At 64.3% G+C, this 24,964-nt stretch carries 21 protein-coding genes; 9 read left to right on the top strand and 12 right to left on the bottom strand.

The window, feature by feature from the left end; translation table 11 throughout:
* The first annotated feature begins 59 nt into the window (after positions 1-59).
* The gene (locus ACLQ7E_RS14025; protein ID WP_411733194.1) at positions 60-1,292 is read left to right on the top strand and encodes an amidohydrolase; all 1,233 of its coding nucleotides are present in this window, start codon (positions 60-62) and stop codon (positions 1,290-1,292) included.
* Between the two features lie 104 nt (positions 1,293-1,396).
* Here the strand turns inward: ACLQ7E_RS14025 and ACLQ7E_RS14020 are convergent, their stop codons facing one another.
* Positions 1,397-2,149 carry an IclR family transcriptional regulator gene (locus tag ACLQ7E_RS14020; protein WP_411733193.1) on the bottom strand — a complete coding sequence of 251 codons (753 nt, stop codon included), beginning with the start codon at positions 2,147-2,149 and terminating at the stop codon, positions 1,397-1,399.
* Positions 2,150-2,272: 123 nt separating this feature from the next.
* Between ACLQ7E_RS14020 and ACLQ7E_RS14015 the strand changes: the two genes are divergently transcribed.
* From ACLQ7E_RS14015 to ACLQ7E_RS14000, 4 genes are all read left to right on the top strand, one after another.
* A complete protein-coding gene (locus ACLQ7E_RS14015) occupies positions 2,273-3,658 on the top strand; it encodes an SLC13 family permease (protein WP_411733192.1) in 1,386 nt (461 codons plus the stop codon).
* A 53-nt stretch (positions 3,659-3,711) separates the two neighbouring features.
* The gene (locus ACLQ7E_RS14010; protein WP_411733191.1) at positions 3,712-4,923 is read left to right on the top strand and encodes a CaiB/BaiF CoA transferase family protein; all 1,212 of its coding nucleotides are present in this window, start codon (positions 3,712-3,714) and stop codon (positions 4,921-4,923) included.
* Positions 4,920-5,735 carry an enoyl-CoA hydratase/isomerase family protein gene (locus ACLQ7E_RS14005; RefSeq protein ID WP_411733190.1) on the top strand — a complete coding sequence of 272 codons (816 nt, stop codon included), beginning with the start codon at positions 4,920-4,922 and terminating at the stop codon, positions 5,733-5,735. Before ACLQ7E_RS14010 ends, ACLQ7E_RS14005 begins: the two co-directional genes overlap by 4 nt.
* Positions 5,736-5,876: 141 nt before the next feature.
* The gene (locus tag ACLQ7E_RS14000) at positions 5,877-6,323 is read left to right on the top strand and encodes a UPF0158 family protein (RefSeq protein WP_411733189.1); all 447 of its coding nucleotides are present in this window, start codon (positions 5,877-5,879) and stop codon (positions 6,321-6,323) included.
* A gap of 3 nt (positions 6,324-6,326) precedes the next feature.
* On the opposite strand, the gene ACLQ7E_RS13995 is transcribed toward ACLQ7E_RS14000, so the two are convergent.
* From ACLQ7E_RS13995 to ACLQ7E_RS13950, 10 genes are all read right to left on the bottom strand, one after another.
* Positions 6,327-7,787, bottom strand: a complete 1,461-nt coding sequence (locus ACLQ7E_RS13995) for an amidase (protein ID WP_411733188.1) — start codon at positions 7,785-7,787, stop codon at positions 6,327-6,329.
* Entirely contained in the window at positions 7,784-9,061 is a 1,278-nt protein-coding gene (locus tag ACLQ7E_RS13990) for a M20 family metallo-hydrolase (protein WP_411733187.1), read from the bottom strand. The genes ACLQ7E_RS13995 and ACLQ7E_RS13990 overlap by 4 nt, the downstream gene beginning before the upstream one ends.
* Before the next feature lie 55 nt (positions 9,062-9,116).
* Positions 9,117-10,448, bottom strand: a complete 1,332-nt coding sequence (locus ACLQ7E_RS13985) for an MFS transporter (protein ID WP_411733186.1) — start codon at positions 10,446-10,448, stop codon at positions 9,117-9,119.
* A gap of 148 nt (positions 10,449-10,596) precedes the next feature.
* Positions 10,597-11,529 carry a LysR family transcriptional regulator gene (locus ACLQ7E_RS13980; RefSeq protein ID WP_411733185.1) on the bottom strand — a complete coding sequence of 311 codons (933 nt, stop codon included), beginning with the start codon at positions 11,527-11,529 and terminating at the stop codon, positions 10,597-10,599.
* 162 nt (positions 11,530-11,691) lie between these two features.
* Complete coding sequence (locus ACLQ7E_RS13975; RefSeq protein ID WP_411733184.1) at positions 11,692-12,477, bottom strand: isocitrate lyase/phosphoenolpyruvate mutase family protein; 786 nt, start codon at positions 12,475-12,477, stop codon at positions 11,692-11,694.
* A 103-nt stretch (positions 12,478-12,580) separates the two neighbouring features.
* Positions 12,581-13,660, bottom strand: coding sequence for an ABC transporter ATP-binding protein (locus tag ACLQ7E_RS13970; protein WP_411733183.1), 1,080 nt, complete (start codon positions 13,658-13,660; stop codon positions 12,581-12,583).
* Positions 13,657-14,748: an ABC transporter ATP-binding protein gene (locus ACLQ7E_RS13965; RefSeq protein WP_411733182.1), complete on the bottom strand. Its 1,092-nt coding sequence runs from the start codon at positions 14,746-14,748 to the stop codon at positions 13,657-13,659. Before ACLQ7E_RS13965 ends, ACLQ7E_RS13970 begins: the two co-directional genes overlap by 4 nt.
* The gene (locus tag ACLQ7E_RS13960; protein ID WP_411733181.1) at positions 14,748-15,722 is read right to left on the bottom strand and encodes an ABC transporter permease; all 975 of its coding nucleotides are present in this window, start codon (positions 15,720-15,722) and stop codon (positions 14,748-14,750) included. The genes ACLQ7E_RS13965 and ACLQ7E_RS13960 overlap by 1 nt, the downstream gene beginning before the upstream one ends.
* Positions 15,723-15,730: 8 nt before the next feature.
* Positions 15,731-16,750, bottom strand: a complete 1,020-nt coding sequence (locus ACLQ7E_RS13955; protein ID WP_411733180.1) for an ABC transporter permease — start codon at positions 16,748-16,750, stop codon at positions 15,731-15,733.
* Between the two features lie 62 nt (positions 16,751-16,812).
* Positions 16,813-18,411 (bottom strand): ABC transporter substrate-binding protein, encoded by a 1,599-nt coding sequence (locus ACLQ7E_RS13950; RefSeq protein WP_411733179.1) that lies wholly within the window; start codon positions 18,409-18,411, stop codon positions 16,813-16,815.
* A gap of 283 nt (positions 18,412-18,694) precedes the next feature.
* On the opposite strand from ACLQ7E_RS13950, the gene ACLQ7E_RS13945 reads away from it, so the two are divergent.
* Together ACLQ7E_RS13945 and ACLQ7E_RS13940 are read left to right on the top strand one after the other, a co-directional pair.
* On the top strand, positions 18,695-19,687 hold the full coding sequence (locus tag ACLQ7E_RS13945; protein WP_411733178.1) for a 2-hydroxyacid dehydrogenase: 993 nt from the start codon (positions 18,695-18,697) through the stop codon (positions 19,685-19,687).
* A 755-nt stretch (positions 19,688-20,442) separates the two neighbouring features.
* A complete protein-coding gene (locus tag ACLQ7E_RS13940) occupies positions 20,443-21,630 on the top strand; it encodes a Fic family protein (protein ID WP_411733177.1) in 1,188 nt (395 codons plus the stop codon).
* A 142-nt stretch (positions 21,631-21,772) separates the two neighbouring features.
* Here the strand turns inward: ACLQ7E_RS13940 and ACLQ7E_RS13935 are convergent, their stop codons facing one another.
* Positions 21,773-22,297, bottom strand: a complete 525-nt coding sequence (locus tag ACLQ7E_RS13935) for a helix-turn-helix domain-containing protein (protein WP_411733176.1) — start codon at positions 22,295-22,297, stop codon at positions 21,773-21,775.
* A gap of 225 nt (positions 22,298-22,522) precedes the next feature.
* Here ACLQ7E_RS13935 and ACLQ7E_RS13930 point away from each other — a divergent pair, with 225 nt between their 5' ends.
* Together ACLQ7E_RS13930 and ACLQ7E_RS13925 are read left to right on the top strand one after the other, a co-directional pair.
* The gene (locus tag ACLQ7E_RS13930; RefSeq protein WP_411733175.1) at positions 22,523-23,656 is read left to right on the top strand and encodes an L-talarate/galactarate dehydratase; all 1,134 of its coding nucleotides are present in this window, start codon (positions 22,523-22,525) and stop codon (positions 23,654-23,656) included.
* Between the two features lie 36 nt (positions 23,657-23,692).
* On the top strand, positions 23,693-24,397 hold the full coding sequence (locus tag ACLQ7E_RS13925; RefSeq protein WP_411733174.1) for a FadR/GntR family transcriptional regulator: 705 nt from the start codon (positions 23,693-23,695) through the stop codon (positions 24,395-24,397).
* The last annotated feature ends 567 nt before the right edge of the window (positions 24,398-24,964 follow it).

Here is a 24,964-nt window from a genome sequence, read left to right as displayed (position 1 = left end):
CCCGGCGCCGCCCGCCCCCCCCCCCCCCCCGCCACCCAAAAGCAAGGAAACAACTCCCCATGACCAGCACCACCATCCCACAGTCACTGACCATGAGCGGGGACTCGGCAGCGGAATTGAGCGAAACCTACAAGTACCTGCACGCCAACCCCGAGCTGTCCATGCAGGAACACAAGACCGCCGACTTCCTGGCCAAGCGGCTCGAGGATCTGGGCCTGGAGGTGTTCCGCTGCGGCGGCACCGGGGTCGTGGGCGTGCTGCGCAACGGCGAGGGCCCTGTCATCGGGATGCGCGCCGACACCGACGGGCTGCCGGTCCTCGAGGACACCGGTCTGGACTACGCCAGCACCGCCACCGGATTCCTCGATGACGGCACCGAGGTCCCGACCATGCACGCCTGCGGCCACGACACCCACATGGCCACCGCGCTGAAGACCGCCGAACTCTATGCCGGCGCCAAGGACGCGTGGGCCGGAACCATCGTGTTCGTGCTGCAGCCCGGCGAGGAAACCGCCGCCGGCGCCCGCGCCATGGTCGAAGACGGGCTCTGGGACAAGGCGCCCAAGCCGGAGATCATGTTCGGCCAGCACGTGATGAACGGGCTCACCGGCACGGTCTCGCTGATGGGCGGAGCGGCGATGACCACCGCGGACTCCTTCAAGGTCACGGTCTTCGGCCAGGGCTCGCACGGATCCATGCCCGAGCACTCCATCGACCCGATCGTGCTGGGTGCCTCCATGGTGCTGCGCCTGCAAACCATCGTCTCGCGCCAGGTGGCGCCCCAGTCAGCCGCCGTGGTGACCATCGGGTCATTCCATGCCGGGCTGAAGGAAAACGTCATCCCCGACCGCGCGGTGTTCACCATCAATGTGCGCACCTTCGAGACCGAGGTCCGGGAGACCGTGCTTTCCTCGATCCGGCGCATCATTGCCGCCGAGGCGGAAGCCTCGGGAGCCCCGGAACCGCTCATCGAGGACATCTCCGCCTTCCCGCCGCTCTACAACGACCCCACCGAGACCGAAAAGCTCGCCGAGGAATTCCGTGCGGAGTTCGGCGAGGAGCGGGTCCTGCAGGGTTCGCCGGTCATGGGCAGCGAGGACTTCGGCGCACTTGCCGTGGCGATCGAGGTGCCCTCGGTGTTCTGGTTCTTCGGCGGCAACGACGCCAAGACCCTGGCCGCCGGCCACCCTCCGGCAAACCACTCGCCGTTCTTCGCCCCGGTCATCGAGCCGACGCTGAGCACCGGTGTGCAGGCCGCGGTCCGCGCCCTGTTCTCGAAGGTCGGCAAGTAGCAACGAATTTCAACCTCCGGCCAGATCTTCCATCGGGAGATCTGGCCGGAGCCATTTGGCTTGCGAATGGGTCGATGGCGCTGGGCGCTTGGTCCGGGTCCGCCTCAGCGGCTCCCGCGCATAAGTGCGCTGATTTCACCGGCCGTACGCGCCACGGCAGTGCCATACTCCTCGTATTTGGCAGGCGTTATGCGGCTCGAGGGCCCTGAAACCGACACCGAGCCCACGGGGGCACCCGTGGAATTCACGATGGCGGCTCCCAGGGATGTGATTCCGCTACTCAGTCCCTCTTCGTTGATGGCATAGCCGCGTTCCCGCGTTTCCCGCACCAATTTCCACACGGCGTCTGGATCGGTGGCGGTCTGATCACTGACTTTTTCCAGGGGACCACCCAAGACGTCGTGAACAAAGTCGTCAGCGGAGGCCCCGAGGAAGGCCATTCCCGTTGCCGATGCGTGCAAGGGAACGGGTGTTCCCAACGCCAGGAACGCTCGCAGGACATGTGGCGTATCGAGTCGTTCGATGAGGACCACGGCCTTGCCATCGGGGACGCACAGGTGCACCGTTTCCCGGGTGTCCAGCTGTAGTCCATTCATCGGACCGATGGCGATGTCGCGCAAATCTGCGCCCAAGCCGGCGCGCGCGGTCACGGCATATGTGTGAAAGGTCAACGACCAGGTCGCGTCGCGCGTGTCGCTTTGCTTCACCCAGTTCATCTCCTTGAGCGTCGCGAGCATTCGCAGGATCGTGGCCTTTGACCCGCCGGTCCGCTTGGCAATGTCGGAGAGCCCAATGGGCTGGTGCAGCGAGATGGTCTCGATTACCTGGACTGCCGTTTTCACGCTTTGCGTACTCACTCCGAATGCACCAATGCCCTCCCTTGACCAACACCGTACTGTGATATAGCTTACATCCGGATTACGGAAATGAACCGTCGGTTCAACTAGTGAACCGCAAGATGTATTAGTGAAAGGACGAGCATGAGTTCTCAAATCATTGCTTTGTTGATCTTTGTGGGGATCTTTGCCTTGGCCACGCTTCGCAAGGTGCACCTTGGCGTCATCATGTTCGCCGCGGCCGCCGGTGTTGGCATCTGGCTGGCCGACCTGGAAATGAAGCAGGTGATCGGCGGCTTCCCTGTTTCGATCCTGGTGCTGCTCGTTGGCGTGACGTACTTCTTTGCCATTGCGCAGGAAAACGGGACCGTTGACAAGATCATCGAATCCGCCATTTCCAAGGTCGGTGACAACGCCTTCGTTCTCCCCATGGTCTTCTTTGCACTGTCCATCGGCATCTCCGCCATGGGCTCCCCGCTCGCGGGCCTGGTCCTGACACCTATCGGCATGCCGCTGGCCAAGAAGTACGGCATTGACCGGATGCTGATGGGGCTCGCCATCGGCTGCGGCCTGAGCGCCGGCGGATTCGCGCCAACCAGCCTCTTCGGCATCGTGACCTATGGAACGGCCCACTCGGTGGGAATCCCCCTCAACCCGCTGGTGTTGTTTGGCGTGGCGCTCGGGGCCAACCTCGTGTTGCTGGCCGCGGCGTATGTGTTGTTCGGCGGTTTCAAGCTTCTCAAGACGCGTGCAGCGGGCGAATTCAACCCAGCCAACGCACCTCGCTTCGAGGGCCGCGGCCCGCTTCCTGCCCACCCGTTCGAACGTGAGGGCCTGACCCGGAGAAGTGCCCAGGCAGCACGCAACGGACTGCAGACGCTCGATCGGCCCGATACCGAGCCGCCGGTGCGTTCAAAGATGAGCGCGACCCAGCTGGTCACCGTCCTGTGCATGGTCGGCCTGCTTTCCAGCGTCGTCGCCCTCGCGGTATTCGGGCTGGACCCGGATATCGGCATCCTGTGCTTCGCATTCGCCTCGGTCATGACCCTGGTTGACCCAAAGACCGGCAAGACAGCTGTGAGCAAGATCGACTGGTCCACCGTCCTGATGGTCGGCGGCATCATCACCTTCGTTGGCGTGCTTCAGAAGATGGGCGCCGTTGAGCTCCTGGGCGAGACCGCCAGCCATATCGGCGCCCCACTGATCGCAGCCCTCGTCATTTGCCTGATCGGCGGACTGGTGTCGGCCTTTGCCTCCACCACCGGAATGCTTGCGGCCCTGGTTCCCCTGGCGATCCCGCTGGTGGCTTCGGGTGACATCACAGGCTGGGCCCTGATTGCGGCGCTCGGTGTCTGTTCCTCGATCGTGGACGTCTCCCCGTTCTCCACCGTGGGAGCCACTCTGGTGGCCACCGTCGAGGAAGACGAACGTCCCCGAATCAACCAGCTGCTGACCCGGTGGGGCATGTCCATGGTCGTGATCGGCCCGGTTGGCCTCGTTGGCGCGCTCGTACTTCCCACCATGTTCTAGGCCCCCCGGGCCTTCCAGATTCATCTCTTCAGAAAGAGGACACCTTGCTGCCATTGAGCGGTATTCGAGTCATCGACCTCAGCCGTGCGCTGGCCGGCCCCTACTGCACCGCCCTGCTGGCGGACATGGGCGCTGACGTCATCAAGATTGAAACCGTCACCGGCGGGGATTCGTCCCGGGCCTGGCCGCCGTTCGACGGCAACCACAGCCTCTACTTCGACTCCACTAACCGGAACAAGAAGTCATTCGCCCTGGATCTCTACAGTGACTCCGGGCGCCAATTGCTCGCGGAACTGCTGGCCGGCGCCGACGCCCTGGTGGAGAACTTCAAGCCCGGCACCATGGAGAAAATGGGGCTTGGTGCCGAGAAGCTGCGCTCAATCAATCCACGGCTCATCGTGTCCTCCATTACCGGATACGGCGCGGCCGGACCGTGGAAGGACCGGGCCGGACTAGACCAGGTCATCCAGGCCGCCTCGGGGCTGACCTCGGTCACCGGCAAGAGCGCGGAGGAAACCTACCGCGTGGGAATCCCTGTCGTCGACATCGCCACCGGCATGGTCTCCGCCTTTGCACTGGTCAGCGCGCTCTACGCGCGGGCACAGGGCGGCGATGCGCAGAACGTCTCCACATCGCTGTTCGAAACCGCACTGGGCCTTTCCGCCTTCCAGGGGCAGACCGCGCTAACGCTGGATCGCGCGCCGGAACCCCAAGGGAACAACCATCCAACCATCGCCCCTTACGGCGCCTTTGCCACGGCCAGCGATGACATCGTCGTGGCCGTGGCCACCGAACCGCAATGGGGCGCATTCTGCTCGGTGCTAGGAAGAACCGAAATCGTCGAAGATCCGCGCTTCACCACCGGCCGGGATCGGGCACTGCACCGCGAGGAACTCAATGCCTTGGTCAACGAGGAGTTGGCGACCCGTCCTGCCCAGGAATGGATCGAGGACCTCAACGCAGTGGGGATCCCGAGCGGCCCGGTATTTGACTACCTGCAGGCGCTGAACAGCGACCAGGCCCATGCGCTCGGGCTAATTGCCGAGACGCAACGTGCCGATGGTTCTTCCCTGCGCGTGCTGCGTGGCCCCATTAGCGTCGACAACGCCCCGACACCGGTGCGCCAGGCACCGCCCGCACTGGGTGAACACAGCCGCGAGATTCTCACGGGCATGGGACTCGACGATGAACAGATTGATCACCTCATGGCACAAGGCATCGTGCGGGAACCTGCAGTCCTGGCCCCGAGCGGAGCAGCGGCATGAGCGGACAGGGGACTACTGCGGCACCGACACTGGCCGGTCGCATCACGGGCGAGATCTACGGCAAAATCGGCGCGATCGTGATCGAGAACCCGCGCCAGCGCAATGCCCTGACCCGGGACATGTGCATCGAACTTGCCGAACAGGTGCGCCGGCTCGACGCCGACCCCAGGGTCAAGGTCATTACATTGCGTGGAAGCGGGGATGACTTTTCGGCCGGGGCCGCAATCAATGAACTCCACCAGGTCTTGTTCGATGCGGGCCCGGACGGGGAAACCATTGACCACCTCAGTGCCGCCGATGCCGCGATCGGGGCGGCGCGCAAGCCCACGGTGGCACTGGTGCGCGGGACCTGCATGGGCGGCGGATGGCAGATTGCCTCGGCCTGCGACATGAGCATTGCGGCGGATACCGTCAAGTTGGCAGTGACGCCGTCCAAGCTCGGCATCATTTATCCGCGCAGCGGCGTCGAACGCCTAGTCCAGCGTCTCGGGGCGGACAAGGCCAAGTACGTGCTGTTCAGTGCCGATGTGATCCCGGCGGACAAGGCTGCGACCTGGGGGCTGCTGACGGAGGTGGTTCCGGACAGCGATTTCGAGGCGCTCTCCCAGGCACTGGTCTCCCGCATGGCCACGCGCTCGCAATATTCGATCCACACCATGAAGGCGCTGATCGATTCCATGACCACCGGCGGCAACGCGGATGACGACCTCTGGCGCGAGGAATGGGCGAAGTTGCCCGCCAGCGAGGACTTCGCCGTCGGTCAACGCGCCTTCCTGGAGGGCGAGCGACCCCGATTCACTTGGAGCGGCTGAAACCACGTCAGCGGATTCGGCGACGGTCCTTTGTCCTGGTCTGCCGCTTACTAGGGGCCCGGTGCCCACTTGGTCTTGCGCGCTGGAACAAGTGGCGCAAGGCTGGTGGTGACACAGCTCCGACCGCGGCAAGGAAGCATCATGCTGAAACTCGAGGATCTCGATCTGGAACGAATCGGCTGGGCCATGCAGGACGACGGTTCCATGGGCGCCGAGTTCTACCTGAACATGGATACCGGGGATGTGGTGCTTCCCGGCTTCGAGGAGGACCTGGACATGGGGGACATCGAGGAGGGCAACTACGCCTCCATCGACCACCTCGAATCCTACGAGTCCTACCTGCACATGGAAGAGTTCACTGTCGCCCTGCCCGAGGGAAAGGCCCGCACGCAACTTGAGCAGGCGCTGATCCGCAGCAAGCCGTTCCGGCATTTCAAGGACGTACTGGGCTACTACCCGGAGGAACGCGAGGCTTGGTACAGGTTCAAGGACGAGGCCATGCGGCGGGTGATCATCCGGTGGCTGGTCGACATCAAGGCCATCGAGGACCCCGATCCCGACGGCACCAGCGAAGACGGGCAGGCGTAGGGACTACCCCAGCGGCGGGAAGCCGGGGCCGGGAACGAGGGATTCCACTGCCGCGGCGACGCGGAACGCCATGGCCTCGTCAAAGGGGTGCCCGACGATCTGAACGCCGGTGGGCACCGAGTCGCGGGACAGCCCGCTGGGAACCGAAACGACCGGGCAGCGGTTGGCGACATTGAACGGACTGGTCATATGCGCCTCCCAATAGTGGCCCAAATGCCCCTCGGAGGTCTCGATCCCGTCCAGGTAGTCCCCGTCGGCGGCCAGCGAGGCCACCGCCGAGGTCGGGCACAGCAGCGCATCCAACCCCGTCATCGCCGTGGCCAGCTCTCCCTGAAGCGCATGGTCCATGGCCAGTGAATCCACCAGGCTGTTCCGGTCTGCGGCGGCGGTAGCGTCCTTGATGAACCGGGCCGTGTAGGCCGCCAGCTCGGACTCGGTTCCCGCTGTCTCCACCGCCATGGCCGGGCCCAGGATGTGCCCGAAATGGGCGAAGGTCGTCTCGGTGATCCGCGCGGTGGTCCAGGGAAGATCAACCGGCACGACCACCGCCCCCGCGGCCTGAAGTGCCCGGGCGACCTTCAGGGTGTTTTCCCTGATTTCGGATGCCACCGGGTAGTCACCAAGAGTGAGCGACAGACCGATGCGCAACCCCGCAACGTCCCCTTCCAAGAGCGGGTTGATGCCGTTCTTGCCCCAGGAGCCGTGGTCGGTGTGGTGGCGTCCGGACATGACCGCGGCCAGCAGCGCGGTGTCGGCGACTGTGCGTCCCATCGGTCCGTCGCCGCGGTACCAGTCGGCGGCCAGCGCGCCGGCCCCCGGGATCCGGCCGTAGGGCGCCTTGTAGCCCACGGTTCCGGTGAACCCGGCCGGGATGCGCGTTGACCCGGCAATGTCCGAGGCGGTGGCAAGCGTGGTGAACCCGGCGGCCAGGGCGGCCCCGGAGCCGCCGGAGGAACCGCCGGGCGTGGTCTGGGTGTTCCAGGGGTTTCTGGTGATTCCCCACATGGGCGAGTGCGTGGTGGTGGCACAGCTGAATTCGGGGCTCGTGGTGCGGACGTGGATGATCCCGCCGGCGGCCTTCAGCCGTTCCACCACGGGGTGGTCGACAGGGGCGATGCGCCCGCGGTGGGCTGCCAGGCCCTGTTCGAGCTTGAGCCCGGCGATCCCGTGTTTTTCCTTGGTGGCCACGGTCAGCCCGAGCAATGCAGGGGCTCCCCCGCCCTCGCGCGCCAGGCGCACGTATTCATCCGCCGCGACACGTGCCTGCGCGCGGGAGGAGTCGAAGAGCGTCTCGGTGAAGGCATTGATTCCGGTCTCCCGGTCCCCATTGTGCGACTCGATCCGCCGGATCTGGGCCTCGAGGACATCCACCGGCGAGATTTCCAGGGACCGGAAACCTGCGAGTGCCTCAGTTGCAGGCAACAGCGCCAGCGAGTCCACGGCGATGGCTGCGCCCGGGGTCACGCGGCACCGGCCTTCGAGAGTTCCTGTTCGGTCGAGTCGATTGGGGCCAGCGCCCCGTTGACCATTTCCCAGGCCACCGATTCCAGCGCCTTCACCCCGGCAACTATGTCCGTATCCGTGGTGAACTCTCGTTCGCAGTGGCTGACCCCGTCCACCGAGGGAATGAACATCATCACGGTGGGAACAATGCGGTTCATGGCCACCGAGTCGTGCCCGGCCATCGTGCGGATCCGGCGCACCGAAAGGCCCAGGTTCGCGGCGACCTTCTCGGTCAGCTCCAATCCGGCCTCGGGGTAGTACTGGATGCCGCGGACATCGAAGTCGTTGACGTTGATGCGGATGTCGTGGTCCTTGGCGATCTGCGCAATGTCTGCCAGCAGCGAGGCCCGGGCCTCGGCGACGATTTCCGGGCTTGCCGAGCGCAGGTCGGCGACCAGGTGCACCCGGCGGGCCACCACGATCGGGGAGTTCGGCTCCAGGGTCAACTGCCCGACCGATGACACCAGCGCCTCCTCGGCGAACTTCTTCGTGACGTCGTGGACCAGCAGCACCACCTTGGAGGCCGCCACCAGGGCGTCGTGGCGGTCGGCCATGGCGGTTGCCCCGGTGTGCGACTGCTCGCCGAGCACCTCGATGTCTAGTTTCTGGGTGTGCCAGGAGTAGTCGACGGCGCCCAGGGTGATGCCCTCGCGCTCCAGGATCCGGCCCTGCTCGATGTGGATCTCCGCATAGCCGGCAAGGTCCGGGCGTTGATCGGTGCCCAGGTAGCCGATGGCTTCCAGCGCCTCGGCGACGGTGGTGCCGGCCAGGTCCTTGACCGCGAGCATCTTCTCCTGGTCCATCAGCCCGGCGAAGACCGAGGAACCCATGATGGAGGGGGCAAAGCGTCCGCCTTCCTCGTTGAACCAGTTGACCACGGCCAGGTTGAAGACCGGGGTGGTACCCGTCGAATGTAGTCGCTTGGCAACGCGTTCGGCGGCATGCAGGCCCGCCAGCACCCCGTAGGCCCCGTCGAAGCGCCCGCCCAGCGGCTGGGAATCCAGGTGGGATCCGAGCAGAATGTACGGGGCTCCCGGGACCAGCTCAATCAGGGCGAACATGTTCCCGATCCCGTCGACGCGCACCTCCCAGTTCCGTTCCCTGGCGAATGCGGCAAACCAGTCGCGGGTGGCTTTGTCAGCCTCGGTGGCGGCTTGGCGCTCGACGCCGCTGTTCGCCGTTGCCCCGATTCCGGCGACGTGGTGGAAGTCTGTGAGGAATGTTGCATCGCTCATGGGGTGGTGCTCCTTGCAGTGGTTCGGTGGTTCGCGTGGCGGGGTCGGGAAGAGGTCAGCCGACGCGATGGTGGGTCTCCGGGACCTTGGTGAGGGTGAGCAGCAGGAACACGATGACGGCGGCGCCGGCCATGTAGTAGCCCGGCGCCGCGCTCAGTCCGGTTTGGGAAACCAGGAACGTCCCGACAAAGGGGGCGGATCCTCCGAAGATCGCGTAGCCGACGTTGTAGCTGATGGCCGCCGAGGTGAAGCGGGTGCGGGTGGTGAAGATTTCCACGAAGAACGTGTAGCAGCCTCCGCCGTAGATGCACATAGGGACCACGAAGAGCAGTTGTCCGGCAATGGCCAGCGGCAGCGAACCGGAGGTGACCAGCATGAAGCACGGGATGGACAGCAGCGCCAGCGCCGCGGAGCCTGCAATCAGCATCGGCTTGCGGCCCACCCGGTCCCCGATGATCCCACCGACGGGCAACAGCAGCGCGTAGAACAGCATGGCCGTGGCGTTGGCCAGCAGCGACTGGTCGCGGCTCAGGTTTCCGGTGACCTGGACGTAGGACACGAAGTAGCCCGAGAGGAAGTAGAAGCCCATGGCGGTCAACCCCATCACGAAGATGACCTGCAACATCCGGACCTTGTTCTCGGCGAAGGCCTCGCGGATGGGGCTGTATTCCTTGGACGTTTCCTTGGCCAGCACGGCCTTGAAGGCCTCGGATTCCTCGGTCTTGGAGCGGATCCACAGGCCGAAGAAGGCCATGGGCAGGGCCAGCAGGAACGGGATGCGCCAGCCCCAGGACATGAATGACTCCGAGGACATGGAGCTTGAGAGCACCAGGATCAGCGTGCCGCCGAAGACCGAGGGCAGTGCAGTGGCGGCCAGGGTGATGTTCAGCCAGAAGCCGCGCTTGTTGATCGGGGCGTGTTCGAAGACGAAGGCCGGGGCGCCGACGGACTCGCCTCCGGCGGAGAACCCCTGGATCATGCGGCAGAGCACGAGCAGTATCGGGGCCGCGGCGCCGATTGCCGCGTGGGTGGGCAGCAAGCCGATCATCGCGGTGGCTGCGCCGATGGATAGCAGAGTGATGAACAGGACCTTGCGGCGACCGATCTTGTCTCCCAGGGCACCGAAGAACAATCCGCCCAACGGACGGACCAGGAAGGCGACGCCGAAGGTCGCGAAGGTGGCCAACAGGCCAGCCAGGGCACTGGTGCCGGGGAAGAAGTGCTGGGAGAGCACCACCGCGGAGAGCCCGTAGAGGGTGAAGTCGTAAAACTCGATGAACTGGCCGATGCTGCCTCCGGCGAGCACACGCTTTTGCATCCCGTTGGCAGCCTTGCGGTCCTGTTGAAGCACTGCCTGCGGTTCCTGGGAATGGATCTCGGTTTTCATCGACGCTCCTGAATATGCTGTCCGCCAGGGCCTTAGCCCGGACGGCGGCTATTGATGTTTACCCTTGGGACCATTGTGGTGATTGCCATCACATAGGTCTAACGGATTATTTCGGTTAGTCCCATCGAGAGAATCGATCAGCGCGGGCTCATGCGGAGGGGTTCGGGTCTGAACCCGAGCCATAGAGTCCGATGCAAATCTGCTCGAACGCCAGGGACTTGCGCGTCGGCTTGGCCCCGACGGGGCGCACCAGCGACATCTCGATCGGCGGCAGGTCCTCGATGATGTCCAGTGGAACCACCGAGCCGCCGGCATAGGTCAGGTCGCTGCTCAGCCGCTGGTTCAGCAGCGAATACCCGTGGCCGCGGGCCACATAGGAGCGCACCGTCTCGTAACCGGAGACCACGTGGCGGATGGATGGACGGATTCCGAGCTGGCTGAATATGTCCAGGTAGTACTCCCTGGTGTGTTTCGCATCCAGCAGGATCAACGGCTCGTCGGCAAAGTCCCGCAGGCTGACCGGCGTCTGTGTGGTGGCGGCCCGAGGATGGTCGGCCGGGACCAGTACGTGCGGCGGGATTCGCTCCAGGACCCGCCGATCAAACTCGACTCCCACCCCCTGGTCGTACATGAGTGCCAGCTCGCAGACCCCGTCGAGCAGCGCCTGGCGCAACGATTCTTGGTCCCCCTCGTGGAAACTGACCTTCACGTTGGGGTGCGCCGCCTCGAATGCCTGCAGGATCACCGGGGCCTTGAACGGCGCCAACGGCGAATAGATGCCCACCACCAGCTCTCCGGCGAGCGCCTCCCCTTCGTCGCGGACCGCTTGGTAGAGCAGTTCTGCCTCTTCCAGGAAGGCCTGGGATCCCCGCAGCAGGCGCTTTCCTGACGGCGTCAGCCGCAGCCCCTTGCTGGAGAGTCGGGTGAACAGCGAAGCCCCGAACTCCTGCTCGAGCCGGGCAATGGCCGAGGAAAGTGTGGACTGTGTGACGTTAAGTTCGACTGCCGCCGCGGTCATGTTCTCCAGCCGGGCCACCGCTCCGAAGTAGCGCAGCTGTGCCAGCGTGAAGGATTTGCTCATGACTGCATTATGGTCCTGCCATGTCACGTTCGGGCGCCCGGCGCGGCCATTGTTACTCGCCAACGATACCGATCCCATCGCCCAGCGAAATTCCGGACACCACGGGGAGCTCAGCCAAAATAACAACCCCTCCGAGAAGCGTACGGCGTGGGCAAGCGACAGTCAGTCGGTTGTGCCTTGGCGGAACGCCATCAGGCGTGACTGCATTTCCCAGTAAGACGTGGCGGCCGGCACCGGCTTGCCCTCGCGTAGCGCGTTGACAACGTCAACGGCGGCGTCCACTGCTGCCCGATACGGCAGGGATCCGGAACTGACGCGCCGCACACCCAGCTTCCCCAGCTCGGCAACGCCCAGCGAGGGATGCGCCAAAACGTTGACCGGCAGCCCGATCCCGGCGGTGATGCTGCGTATGTCTTCCTCGGCCCCAAGCCCGGGGACGAAGATGCCGTCGGCCCCGGCGTCGGCATACGCCTGGGCGCGAAACAGGACGGCCTCCACCGTGGCTTGCTCGGAGAACCAGAAGTTGTCCACCCTGGCATTGATGAACACCCCGGGGGCGCGCTGCTTGATGGCGGCGATCTTGGCGGCAGCGGCTGCAGGATCCACCAGATGCCCGTCCCGGCTGTCCTCGATGTTGAGCCCGGCCACGCCCAGGGCCGCCAATTCGGCGACAAATTCGGCGACCTCGGCGGGGTCGTCGGAGTAGCCGTCCTCGATGTCGGTCGTGACGTGGAGCGGCAAGCGGACCAGCTGCGACGCGAGCCTGAGGGTTGCGGTCTTGCTCGACCCGTAACCGTCCGGTTGACCGGCGCTGGCAGCAATGCCAAAGCTGGTGGTGCCGACGGCAGGGAAGCCCGCCGCGGCAAATGCCAGTGCCGAGCCGACGTCCCATGCGTTGGGCAACAGGAGCGGGGCATCGGCGTGGTGGAGTTCATGAAACGTGGCCATGTTCGTTCCCGTCCCGAGTCAACCGAAAAGTAGCTGCTCCCCAGCCTACAAGCGCGGCCAGGACGGGCAAGGGGTGCGGCCTTGGCCTTTCGTCAATCCGGATCTAGCCGACCGGCACCAGCCCCGCCTCGGCGGGGTTGGAAATCGGGAAGTGGCATTCGGCCATGTGGGCGCGCTCGGCCGGTCCAATGGTGGGGATCCCCAGCGAGATCGTCCTCTCCGATGCCGGCCGCGAAGCCTCGGGCCGCCGTGAGGCGCAAATGTCCTCGGCTTTCCAGCAACGGGTGCGGAACCTGCAGCCGCTGGGCGGATCCAGCGGCGAGGGCAGTTCGCCCTGCAGCACGATCCGCTTGGCCGGGCGCATTGCAGGGTCCAACTTGGGCGATGCAGACATCAGGGCGGCGGTGTACGGGTGCAGCGGCCGGTCAAAGACATCCTCGGTCACTCCGGTTTCGATGATCCGTCCCAGGTACATCACCGCCACCCGGTCGGTCACGTGGCGGACCACCGAGAGGTCGTGGGAGATGAAGATGTAGCTGACGCCCAGCTGCTGCTGCAGCTCGTTGAGCAGGTTCAGCACCTGCGCCTGCACCGAGAGATCCAGCGCGGAGACCGGCTCGTCCAGGATGATCAAATCCGGGTCCAGCGCCAGGGCCCTGGCGATGCCGATGCGCTGGCGCTGCCCGCCGGAGAACTCCTGCGGCGTCTTGTACGCGTCGGTGCTGCGCAGCCCCACCAGATCCAGCAGCTCGTTCCGCCGCTTGGAGCGGGCCGCGGACCCCCGGTACAGGTCTTTGTGCGTCGCGAAGGGCTCGGAGATGATCTGCCCGGCGGTCATCCGCGCGTTCAGCGAGGCAAAGGGGTCCTGGAAGACCATCTGCACGCGCCGGCGCCACGCCAGCAGCTCCTTGCCCCTGAGCGCGAACGGGTCCTGCCCATCGAAGCGCACGGTGCCGGAGTCGGGCGTCTCGAGCATCATCAGCGTGCGGGCCAGCGTGGACTTTCCGCAGCCGGACTCCCCCACCAGGCCCAGGGTCTCGCCCTTGCCCACCGACAGGGTGATCCCATCCAGGGCTTTGAGCTTGCGAGATCCGCCGGAGCCGGCGGAGACCGTGAATGACTTGGACAGCTCCTCGACCTCGAGGACGTTCTGCCTGGCTGTCGCCATGTCGTTGGTGCTCATCGGTTTTCCTCATGCAGTGTCGAAGCAGTTTCCGGCGAAGCGCCAGGTTCGGCGGCCGGCGCCGCGGTGGCGCCGGCGCGCAGGAATTCGGAGAAGTGGCAGGCGGAGAACTGGTTCTCACCGCTCGGGCGCAGCTCCGGACGTTTGTCCCGGCAGATCGCCGCCGCCATCGGGCAGCGGTCCTGGTAGACACAGCCGGAGGGGATCGACTTGAGTTCCGGCGGGCTGCCCGGGATCGAGGACAGGTCGTCCCCGCGCCGCGCGTGAGTGGGCACTGACTCCAGCAAGCCCTTGGTGTAGGGGTGTGTGGGGGTGGAAAACACAGTGGCCACCGGCCCGCTTTCGACCACGTTGCCGGCGTACATGATGCACACGTCGTCTGCCTCCTCGGCCACCACCGCCAGGTCGTGGGTGATCAGCACGACCGCCATGTCCTCCTCCTCGCGCAGCCGGCGCAGCAGCTGCATGATCTGCGCCTGCACCGTGACATCCAGCGCCGTGGTGGGCTCGTCGGCGATCAGCAGCCGCGGGCCCAACGCCACGGCCATGGCGATGAGGATGCGCTGGCGCATGCCGCCGGAGAACTGGTGGGGGTAGGCCGAAACCCGCACCTCGGGCTCCGGGATGCCGACCCGGCGCATCAATTCGATGGCCTGCACGCGGGCTTGCTTCCTGTTCATGCCGCGGTGGATCCGGAAGGCCTCGCCGAGCTGCGAACCCACGGTGTAGACGGGGTTCAGTGCTGTCAGCGCGTCCTGGAAGACGATGCCCAGGCCGGGCCCGGCGACCTCGCGGCGCTGGCGCGGGCTCATCGAGTTCAGGTCCCTGCCCTCAAGCTCCACGGTTCCCCCGGCCACGGAGGCCACGGGGTCAAGCAGGCCGGCGATGGCCTTGGCGGTCATGGACTTGCCGCAACCGGATTCGCCCAGCAGCGCCAGGGTCTGGCCCTGGTAGGCGGTGAAGCTGACGTTGCCCACCACGCGCACGGTGCCCTGGGGGGTGCGGATGTCCACGTCGAGTCCGTCCACGGCCAGGACGGCCTGGGCGACGGATTTTTCCCGGGTTTGGGGATCAAGTACTTCCATCATCACTTTGCCTCCTTGGCTGCGGTCTTCAGGGCTTTCTTGGCGGGACGCTCGAGGGTCATGCGCCAACGCTGGGCCGGGTCGGTGGCGATGCGCAGCCAGGCGGCCAGCAGGTTCGCGGCAATCGCGGTGATCACGATGGCCAGGCCGGGAAGGATCGAAAGCCACCAGGCGGTCTGCAGGTACTGGCGGCCCTGGGCCACCATCAAGCCCCAGCTCACATCGGGCGGTTGGATGCCGATGCCCAGGAACGACAGCGAGGATTCTGCGAGCATGACGTAGCAGAATTCCAGCGTTGCCAGGGTCAGCAGGGTCGGGGTGACCACCGGGATCACGTGCATGGCGATGATCGAGTTGGGCCTGGTGCCGAAGGTCCGGGCGGCGTCGACGAAGGTGCGTGACTGCAGTTCGGCGGATTCGGCGCGGGCGGTGCGCATGTAGATCGGGATGCGGGTCACGGCCAGGATCAGCACGATGTTCGCGACCGAGGGGCTAAAGACGTAGAGGACCACGACCGCCAGCAGCAGGGAGGGGAAAGACATGATGATGTCGGCGATCCGCATCGAGATGTTTTCGCGCCGCCCCCGGTGGTATCCGGCCCAGACGCCCCAGAGGGAACCGATGAGCAGGGCCACCAGGACGGCGGGGACCGCGACCATGAGGGTCGTGCGGGTGGCGACGACCAGGCGGGCGAGCACCGAGCGGCCCAGGGAGTCCGAGCCCAGCACGTATTCCCATCCGTTGGCCGGGTTGAAGGGGGCCTTGTTCATGAACATCAGGTTTTGCTTGGTGGCCAGTTCGCCCATGAGCGCGGGGCCGAAGATGGCCACCAGTACCACAAAGCCCAGGACCAGGGCCCCGACGGAAGCGAACTTGTCACGAAGGAGCATCCGGAACATGCTCGGTCCTCCCGGCCGTGCTTTCTTGGGCCGTGGTCCGCGGTCGCGCACGGTGGGCGCATTCAGTGTCTGTGTCATGGTCTTTCCTAAACGTTCGCGCCGGCGGCGGCTGGGACGTTGGGCTCACTGGGGGTGGTGGAATCGGTAGCGGGCGCGATGGCCCGTGCCTTGCGCCGTGCCCGGGCCCCCGCGGTGGGACGGACCCGCGGGTCAAGCAGCGCGTAGCCCACATCGATCACGATGTTCAGGACGAAGATCGCCAGGGCCGTGAGCAGCACGCAGGCCTGGAGGACCGCGAAGTCGCGTTGCAGGATCGAGTCGATCATCAGCTTGCCGATGCCCGGCCAGCCGAAGATCGTTTCCACGACCACGGCGCCGTTGATCAGCCCGACCGTGAGGTCGCCAGCCACGGTCAGGGCCGGGGCCGCCGCGTTGCGCAGGGCGTGCCCGGTGACCACGCGATATTCGGTGGCGCCCTTGGAGCGGGCGAGCTTAATGTAGGGCTCGGAGAGGGAGGTGACCATGGCGCCGCGGATCACCTGGACCAGCGCCCCGAAGGGCCGCATCACCAGTGTCGCCACGGGCAGCACCCATGCGGTGGCGCCCATGACCCCGGAGGTGGGCAGCCAGCCCAGGTAGATGGCGAAGACCCAGATGCCCACGATGGCCAGCCAGAAGTCGGGGATCGAGGCTGCTGCCATGGAGACGAAGGACGCGAAGCGGTCAAGAACGCCGTTGGGCTTCAGGGCCGCCGCGGAGCCCACGATGATCGCCAGGACGATGGCGATCACCATGGTCATCGCGGCGAGTTGCAGCGTGGCCGGGAAGGCGCGCAGCGCCATGGCTGCGGCATCCTCCCCGGTACGCAGCGAGGTTCCAAAATCCAATCGCAAGAGACCACCGAAGTAGTCGGCCATTTGGAGAAGGACGGGTTGGTCCAGTCCGTTCTTGGCAATGAAGTCCGCGCGCATGGCGTCGGTGGCGTTCAGTGGCAGGTAGAGGCTTGCCGGGTTTCCGGTCATCCGGGCCAGGGCGAAGACACCCACCACCACGACCACCAGCGGCAGTGCGGAGGAGATAATCCGTTTACGCAAATAGGTGAGCATGATCCAGGTTGCTTTCCGTCGAATTCTTGATTGCCAGGGCCTTGCGAAGGCTTTGGTGGGAGCTACTTGGCCGTGACTTCAGCCAGGCGCAGTTCGTCACCCGAGGAGGAGTTCGGCTCGTAGGCCACGGTGCCTGCAACACCGAGCATGCCGGTCTGGTGGGCGATGTGGGCGAACTGCACCACGTTGTCGTTCTGGTACGCGAAGACCTTCTCGAAGGCGCCCTGGCGGTCGTCGCCCGTGGCGGCATCGGCCGTGGCGATGAGCTTGTCGAGCTCCGCGGTGCCGAACGCCGACTGGGCGCCCTTGGTCATCATGTACTGGTCAACGGTGAAGGCGGCGTCGCCGGCCTGGTTGCCGTGCTGGGTCATCAGCATGATGGCGCCCTCGTCATCGGTGGGGAACGGGCGGACCTGGTAGGTCAGGTGCTGGCTGGTTTCGAGCATCTTCAGCTTCACGTTCAGTCCTGCCTGCGTCAGCTGCTCCTGGATGACCTGGCCCAGTTCCTCGATCTTCGGGAACTGCGCGGAGCGCACGACCAGGCTGATCTGGGCAGAGGTGTCAACGCCCGCTGCCTTGGCTTCCGCCACCAGTGCCTTGGCCTTTTCCGGATCGTACGGCCAGACCGGCAGCGACTCGCTGTGCCCCACGACGCCCTCGGGCACCAGCTGGGCCGCGGCCTTGTCTCGTCCGCCGTAGAGCGAGGCCACGATGGCTTCCTTGTCGATGGCGTAGTTCACGGCCTGGCGGACCTTGATGTCGGTGAAGGGTGCCTTGTCGGCGTGCATGCGCAGCGCGACGGTCTCGTTGTTGGGGTAGGAAACACCCAGGTCCCCGATGTTGTCTTCCGGGCTCAGGCCGGTGGCGATGTCGGCCTCGCCGGAGGTGATCATGGCGGCGCGGACGCTGCCCTCGCTCCTCCACTGGTAGTTGGCCTTCGGGAAGGCGGGGGCCTCGCCCCAGTAGTCGGCGAAGGCCGAGGCGCTGATGCTCTGGCCGGCTTCCCACTTGTCGAGCTTGTAGGGTCCGGTGCCGATCGGTTCGCGCACCTTTTCGGTGGTCGAGGTTTCGGCGGGTACGACCTCGAGGAAGGACAGGCGCAACGGCAGGATGGGATCGGCCTTGGGAGCGGTGATCTCGAGGGTCGTGGCGTCGATGACCTCGAGCTTCAGGTTGTCGTCGCCGAAGACGTAGCCCTCGACGTTGCAGCCCAGCTTGCCGTTGACGGCGCGGTCAATGGTTGCAGCGGCGTCCTCGGCGGTGAATTCGGATCCGTCGTGGAACTTCACGCCCTCGCGCAGCTTCAGGGTCCACTTGGTGTCGTCCGTGCTGGTCCATTCGGTGGCGAGCTTGGGCTCGAGCTCACCGGTGGTGGGGTTGCGTTCGATCAGCGGTTCGGTGATGGTCGAGCGGACCACGACGCCTGTGCTGGTGAGGTTCGATTCGCAGGCCTCCAGCGTCGGCGGTTCCTGCTGCAGGACTACCCGCAGCGTGTCGCCGGCTGCAGGTGCGCCGGCTCCCGAGGAACCCGCGGCCCCCGAGGAGTTGGCCACGGAGCAGCCGGACAGTGCCGTGATGCCCATAAGGGCGCCGGCGGCCACGGCCATGGAGAGTCGACGGGTGCGGGTCACGGGGGTCGTTGCCTTGCTGGAAAAAAACATCGGTGTTTCCTCTGCGGTGAGCGAATTGGACGAGTGTGAACGACCCCTGCGTCGGGAATCGGCCGGTCGTGTCCCCATAGCTTTGACGGCGGAAGCAAAGCGCGTCAAGGCCCTGCTTCCGCATGAACACGCGGTTTTGGGATGGTTCGCGCCGAAGCGGCGGGGCGACGCATTGTGACTTCCGCTACATCTGGCGGCTGACGGGCCATCAATGCCTCAACGGTATTGATCCATGCATTCTCCGTGTTGGACGCGCATGCTTGAGCGTTCCTAGGATGCAGGTATGTCAACTGATACAAGCGCCTCCACGCGGAGCGATCACAGCCCCATCTCCGGGAACGCCATCGTGCGCGTTGGCCCGGTCAACCCAACGGTCGCCCAGGCTCTCGTTGAGGACTACAACTCCCTGGTTCTTCCCGAGGCCGGGGAGTCGCGCGAGGCGTTCCTGCAGGAACACGGCGAGTCGATTCGCGTCGCCGTGTGTTCCGGAAAGGTCGGCGTCGACACCGAGCTCATGAAGCGCCTGCCGAACCTCGAGGCCATCGTGAACTTCGGGGTCGGCTATGACGCCTCCGACGTCGCCCAGGCCACCGAGCGCGGCATCCCGATCAGCAACACCCCGGACGTGCTCACCGACTGCGTCGCCGACACCGCCCTGGGCCTTTACCTCGACACCCTGCGTTCACTGAGCGCCGCCGAGCGCTTCGTCCGCGCCGGAACCTGGGCCACCGGCGTGAACTTCCCGCTGGCGACCCGGGCCAGCGGCAAGCGCGTGGGCATCCTGGGCCTGGGGCGCATCGGAGCGGCAATCGCCAAGCGACTCGAAGCCTTCGGCTGCGAAATCCACTATCACAACCGCTCGGAAATCGCGGGCAGCCCGTACACCTACCACCCGTCAGCCACTGCCCTCGCCGAAGCCACCGACGTGCTGGTCGTTGCCGCGGCCGGCGGCCCCGCCTCGGCAGGACTGGTCGATGCAACCGTGCTGGAGGCGATCGGCCCGAAGGGCTTCCTGATCAACATCGCCCGCGGCAGCGTCGTTGACGAGCAAGCGCTGGTCTCGGCCCTGCAAAACGGCGGCATCGCCGGAGCCGGCCTGGATGTGTTCGCCAGCGAGCCACACGTTCCCGAGGAACTCTTCGCGCTGGAGAACGTGGTCCTGCTGCCGCACTTGGGCAGCGGCACGCACGAAACCCGCGCCGACATGGCGGAGTTGACGTTGAACAACCTGCACAGCTACCTCGATTCCGGGAAACTCGTCACCCCGGTCGCATAGACATCCGCACGCCTGTGGCCCGCACGGTTCTCCGGGCGGGCCACAGGTATTTGCCCGCACGAGTCCGATACAACGTTCGGTCGGAGTCCGGAATTTGATGGTTTGTGAATCTCGGCGAGTCGGCTCCCTCGCCGAAGCTTATGCTGACCGCGGGAATAGGTCGGACTGACGGGGCTTCACTGTCGCGGCCCTTGGACGAGACCGCCCTGCGATTAGGGAGCATCTTCGCGGGCACCGCTCACAGCGTCGAATGCCAGCTGGACCACCCAAGAAAATCAACCCCAACACACCCGTTTGTAATTGCACCCAAGCTGCTTTGTAATTAGAGCATGAATCCCTTGAATCAACTTCCGCGAATTTACTGGGAAGTGTTGCCATGGTTTGTAAATAGCGGCTCCGCACCTTGTAATTTCCGGAAGTTCTTTCGCGCAAGATTCCACGATCCCCACGTCGAGTCAACCGACCCAAAGCGATTTCGAAAATCCGCCGAAAATGGGTCCCATAACCCCACCAAAGCCTTCCGCCGTCCGCAGACATACGACAGCGAAGTATTCACATGGACCAACGGGGCTCCATGCTCGGTCGAACCCAACCATGCCGACAGCGCCAAGACGCCTTGCAGGTGCGTCCATCTGTAATTGCCTAGCAGCAACTTTGTAATTAGTGCTCGATCAGCGAAGTTCAACTTCCCCGCATTTACACGGAACTAACGGCCTTGCATGTAATTACTGGCATGCCTCGGGTAAGTTGTTCACATGCAGCCGATCAACGTCCCCGATTTCGCTTTCAACAGCCCGCTAGCCAAAGTTGTCATTGAGCTGGAGCGACTGAGAGGCGATTTGGGCACGAGCACGACTCCAGAGCCCGTTTTCATCCAGCTCAAACAGCTCTTTCAACTAATGACAAGCATCATGAGCGCTCGCATCGAAGGAAACCGGACTTCCCTCGTGGAAGTCATCGAAGGTGCATCCGAAGAAGCTAAGCAACGACTATATCCCCTCTCCAAATTTAGGCCTGATCACGCAACTTCCAAGATTTCTGATGGTGTCCAGGAAATCATCCTGCTCGAAAAAGCTGCTTCATTCATCGACGAGCACGTCCACCCGGGAACGCCAATCACCCATGCGCTCGTCAGGGAACTTCACAAAATCGCAGTGAGCGGCCTGGAACGCGAAGGCGACCGCACGCCCGGATCATATCGTCAGAGTGACGTCACCATCCAAGGCTCGGGGCACATTCCCCCCGGGTTCATGTCAGTTCAACCAGACATGCAGGAGCTTCTTGATTTCATCAACAACGAAGACGACCGATCATTTGACCTCCTCAAAGTCGCCATTGCTCACCACAGATTTGTCTGGATCCACCCATTTGGCAACGGAAATGGACGCACCTGCCGACTACTCACATACGCAATAATGGTCAGTCAAGGGTTCACCGCAACAACGGGGTACCGTGCAATCGACCCAACAGCCGTGTTCGGCGCCAACCGCTCCGCCTATTACCAACAACTCGAAGCCGCCGATTCGCTCGAACCATCGGCGACCATCGGCTGGTGCACATACCTCTTGACCGGCATGCTCGAGGACTTAAAGAAGCTCGAACGGCTCGGCGACCACGCCTTCGTCATCAATAAACTCCTCCGACCTTCATTCGTTCGCGCAGTTGCAGCAGGCGCCATCGATACACAAGAGCAGGCCGCACTTGACGTCGTAGTAAACAAGACACTAATCAAGGCCACAGATCTGTCAGTGATGTTCTCTGGGACAACCGTTGCACGGAGCCAGTTCATCCGGCGCATGATCGAGCGCAGCCTCATCGAGCCAATCTCCGACGGAAAACGGACCTACAGGCTGGTCATGTCACCCGGACCGCTGACTCCGTTCATCTTCCGCCAACTGGACGAGCTTGGATTCCTTCCGCAGATTCTGCGCGATGACGTTTAGCAAACCTCGGGAATTCGAGCCCTCTCTTCAGTGATGGACCACTTTGAGTTGGATCGTGCTTGACTTCCCGCACCGAGCAAGTCGCCGGGGTGGCACCAAGGCTTGCGCCGCTCACGCATGGGGCTGCACAAGTCCGGCGAAATCATGACTTGGATGATCGTCGGCGCTTTGCCGCTTCCTTGCGGGCCACTTTCATCCTATCGACGGCTACAATCGGGAGCTCATCGTCCACGGTCTCCATTGATGAAAGCGCCGCATACTGCTCGGCTTTCCGCTCTTCATTGAATGCCAGGAGATCCGCCAGTTGGACACGTCGATGTGTTCCAGGTTTTTCGAAGGGTATTCTTCCGGTCTCCAGCATCTTGACGAACGTCGGCCGTGATACCCCAAGTAATTCGGCAGCCTTTTGGGTCGTCAGCGTATGCGAGCTTGGAGTAATTGTGACCGCCAACCCACTTCGCATGGCATCTACCGTCTTGACGAGGACCTCATAAACCTCGTGGGGGATTTCGACCTGGTCGCCGGCATCTCCACCTGAAAGGAAGAATTTGGGCTCTGGGGCAAAGCCCCTGCGGGCACTATGAGTTTCGATGAAGCTGTAGATCTCCCCGGTTTTCGGAGTCTCTGGTGCGAAGAAGGTTTCTTTGGTGGCTGCGCCGCTATGCATGATTCTCCCTTCCTAGTAGCTGATCACATTTTTTGTTTCTTTCGTTTCCATAACCGTAACGCCGATTCGGGCCTCCGGTCCAGACTTGCGACGTGCCCGTGGACCCCCGGGAATATTATCCGAAGAACTTGCCTAAAACCACTTGTGTAATAAGTTTGGCGCTTATACGATAAGTTGTGTTCACCAGCACATCCCGCCATTCCCTCCCAGGAGCACAGACCCGCCATGAGCTACACACCAGACGCCATTCGCCACGTCAAGCTGTCCACCGCACGGCTGCCCCTGTCCACCCCGATCTCCGACGCCAAGGTCTTCACCGGGCGCCAGAAGCCCATGACCGAGGTTGTTTTCCTCTTTGCCGAGATCACCACCGAGCAGGGCCACGAAGGCCTCGGCTTCTCCTACTCGAAGCGCGCCGGCGGACCTGCGCAGTTCGCCCACGCCAAGGAAGTCGCCGAGACCATGATCGGCGAGGACCCCAACGACATTGCCAAGCTCTACACCAAGCTCTTGTGGGCCGGCGCCTCGGTGGGACGCTCTGGTGTCGCCACCCAGGCACTTGCAGCCCTCGACATTGCCCTCTACGACCTGAAGTCCAAGCGCGCAGGGCTGCCGCTGGCCAAGTTCCTCGGCTCCCACCGCGACTCCGTGCGCACCTACAACACCTCCGGCGGATTCCTCAACGCTTCCATCGAGGAGATCAAGGACCGCGCTACCCAGTCCATCGAAGAAGGCATCGGCGGCATCAAGATCAAGGTCGGCCTGCCCGATTCCTCCGAGGACCTGCGCCGCGTCACCGCGGTGCGCGAGCACATCGGTCCGGACGTCCCGATGATGGTGGACGCCAACCAGCAGTGGGACCGCGCCACTGCACTGCGCATGGGCCGCAAGCTCGAGGAATTCGATCTGGTCTGGATCGAGGAACCCCTCGATGCCTACGACTCCGAGGGCCATGCGGCACTCGCCGCCGCCCTTGACACCCCCATCGCCACCGGCGAGATGCTGGCCTCCGTCGCCGAGCACGAACGCCTGATTGCCACCCGCGCCTGCGACATCATCCAGCCCGATGCCCCGCGCATCGGCGGCATCACCCAGTTCCTGCGCCTGGCCACGCTCGCGGACCAGGCAGGCCTCGACCTGGCACCGCACTTCGCCATGGAGATCCACCTGCATCTTGCCGCCGCCTACCCGCGCGAGCCCTGGGTGGAGCACTTCGACTGGCTTGACCCGCTGTTCAACGAGCGCCTCGAGACCAAAGACGGGCGCATGCTGGTCCCTAACCGCCCGGGACTCGGCTTCACCTTCAGCGACCAGGCCCGCGCCTGGACGACCGACACCGTCGAGTTCGGCCGAGCTTAAGCTCCCGGCCACGGCGCGCGTGAAAGCATTCTACTTATGAAACCCAATCTGACGACCGGACTGGTTGAACATCTGCGCGAGCAGATCAGCTCCGGACTCATCGCCCCGGGCGAGAAGCTCCCAAGCGAGAATGCCTTGATCGCGGAGCACGCGGTCTCCCGCACCGTGGTGCGTGAGGCCCTGACCCGGCTACAGGCCGAAGGACTGGTTCACACGCGCCGCGGTGCCGGCAGCTTTGCCCTGACTCCCCCGCCTCCCGAAACCGGTGCGCAGGCGCGGGTCCCGCGGACCCTTGCCGAACGCCGGCATCTGCTCGAGTTCCGGATGGGCCTTGAATCCGAGGCGGCAGCCGCCGCCGCCATCACGGCGAACGCCGGGACCCTGACCGCCCTCGACGCGGCCCTTGAAGCGTTCAAGAGTGCGGGAACCAACGCCTCTCGCTCCATGAGCTGCGACTTCGATTTCCACTCGGCAGTTGCAGCGGGAAGCGCCAACCCCTATTTCCTGGATGCGGTGTGCCACCTCGGTCCGGCCATGATTGCCATGCCGCGCCAGCGACTGGATTCCCATGACTCAGTCTTGGTCCCCCGACTGGAACAGGTTGCGGAGGAACACCTCACCATCCGCAATGCCATCGCCTCCGGCAATGCGATGGCCGCGGCTGCGGCCATGCGCGTGCACCTGGCAAACTCCCTGCACCGACTCGAGATCGAAGCCGGAGTCTCGACCGCGGGCAACTGAGCAGCCAAGACCCGATGCCCTTGCCATGCTTCTTGGCAGGGGCATCGGCGTGCTCTCGCCCTGGTTAGCGCAGCCGCCGCAATACCGGATCCATGAAGAAATTGATGCGGGAATGACGTTCCGGGCACGAGATCCACACGGGCATTGGGACGAGCCCATCGCGCCCGCCAATGCGCCCACGAACGTCCGGCGAGATGCTGTTCAGGTTGGCTTCCAGGCATGAAAACCCCACCAATCAAAAGATGGCGGGGGGCCATGGATGTAGCTATACCTCAAGAGCCGAGCAGCGCCACGAGAACGTAAACACCATGATGAGGCCGCGACTTCAGCTGAAGACGGGATATCCCTGGTGCGGACGTAGCGCGATTGAGCCTGGAATGGTCTGTTATCGGGATGCCCGGCTCATCGTCCGTCCGCCTTGGCAACGCTTACATTTTCCGTCGAACCGCACAGCAAATATCCGCGTTTGAATATCTCCTACGCTTCTACCCCAGCAGAAGGCCGCCTTTGGGCAACACAAAAATTGTGGGCCCACCCGGGCGGAGATATTTTGGGGGGGTGGTTATA

The organism is Paeniglutamicibacter sp., assembly GCF_046714615.1.
Lineage (GTDB): Bacteria > Actinomycetota > Actinomycetes > Actinomycetales > Micrococcaceae > Paeniglutamicibacter.
The sequence above is the reverse complement of the archived record's forward strand: the minus strand, read 5'-3'. Positions and strand labels throughout refer to the sequence as shown.